This window comes from Polaromonas sp. P1_E1_2 (genome assembly GCF_056406035.1).
The window spans coordinates 1-1,586 of sequence record NZ_JBFUAZ010000789.1; the positions used below are offsets into that span (position 1 = coordinate 1).

Annotated in this window: 2 protein-coding genes; both read right to left on the reverse strand. The window is 58.8% G+C overall.

Annotated elements, in window-relative coordinates:
* A partial coding sequence (locus AC1D1P_RS22900; protein WP_477674574.1) for a hypothetical protein occupies positions 1-931 on the reverse strand: 931 nt, incomplete at its 3' end.
* 76 nt (positions 932-1,007) lie between these two features.
* A partial coding sequence (locus tag AC1D1P_RS22905) for a hypothetical protein (RefSeq protein ID WP_477674575.1) occupies positions 1,008-1,586 on the reverse strand: 579 nt, incomplete at its 5' end.

Here is a 1,586-nt window from a genome sequence, read left to right on the forward strand (position 1 = left end):
CCTTGATGCCGCTGGACTCCCAGTCGAACCAGCCAATGTCGCTCAAGTCCTTGTTGTATCCAACCTCGCGCAGCAAGTCCGTGAAGTGCTTGTGCATGCCCGTTTCCGAGAGTTCAGCGCGCAGCTCCAACTCAATGCTCTGTTTGTTGCCTGGCGCGTTCCATATATTGATGCGCAACTGGTCGCCCAGGTCGCGTGCCGTCAATGCTTGTCCATGTACGCCAACCCGAAAGTCATGGCCAGTCCAATCGGGCAGGGCCGCAATCTGGCCTATCAATTCCGCATACGTGTGCCCCAGTATCTGGTCCAAACCAACGGCATCGATCAGCCCCATGGGAAGATCGGCAGGCAAGGCATCCACGAGCCCGCGCAAAGGTGTGTTGAGGAATGCCTTGTTCTCCTTTTGAACCTTGCGGCGCAGCTTTTCGTCCGCCTTGGGATCAATTCTCTGACCCTCATCCAGAGGCTCATACGATGCGGTTTGCAAAATCCCCTGCGCGTCGCAAGCCCACTTGGCCATCCACGTGAAGCCCTTGCCCGTCGCCTCCAGGCCATCAACGGGCAGGCTGTGCAGCAGTGCCAGCAGGTAGGCCACCGCATCGGCCGTGCCGTTGTCTGCGCCACCCAGTTCGATGCTGAGCTTCTTGCTGCCGCTAACCTGCAGGTACGCGCTCGCATCTTCCAGCGCGCCGCACAGCGCATCCAGAAACGGAACTTCAGCAGGGCCGTATTCCGAGCACGGCAGCAGCAGCGCGGCAACCAGCGCTCTTGCGTCTTTGCCGCTCGGTGCGCCCTTGAGCACCTCGGTGACTATCTGCCGCATGGCGGCATAGTCATCTTCACCCAGGGCTGAGGCCAACTGGGTGAGCAACTCGCGCGAGGACTTCTCGGCGCTGGCGATTTTGATTTTGACGGAGAACTGTTCGGACATGTAAAAACCTATTCCTGTGTGGATGGCTGGTGGCGCCGCTCAGGCCCCATCACTTCGAGTGAATAGCTATTGACGCTTATAACAAGCCGTATTGCTTGAAAAGAGCTTCCCAGGCCGCCGGATCAACGTCATCGCGATAGCCCATGGCCTGCTCAGCGAATGTCTCCGCCAAGGGCTCGCCGCCTACCTCGTCCGGAATCGGCGCACCCAGTTCCAGCAGCGTCCTGGCATTGTCAATGCGACCCTCCTCCATCGCCCGCCACAACGGGAAAGCCGAATCACCGTTGCAGAGCGTCACTTGCCCCAAGGTGGCACCCAATTGACGAAGTTTTCTCAGCAGCGGGGCTGTTTCGCTGCGGCCCGAAATATAGACTGCGACCCGGTCCAGTGCTTCCACGCTGGACGCAATCCCGCTGATGAGGTGGTCAAGGAACACAAGATCGGTGTTCCCCGAGGGCCAATTAAACGGCTGCTCGTACAGCTGAGGGAAGGGCGAGTCATTGCTACRCCCACTGACGCTTTTGACCTCGGAAAACCAGTCTATCGGTTGCTGGTCGTTCATCCACAAAATCACATCCAGTGCCGCGTGCTCCACGGCGGTGCAGAGAACAGCCTCCCTATCCTGATCTTGGTACTGTGTCTTCAGGGTATCGAC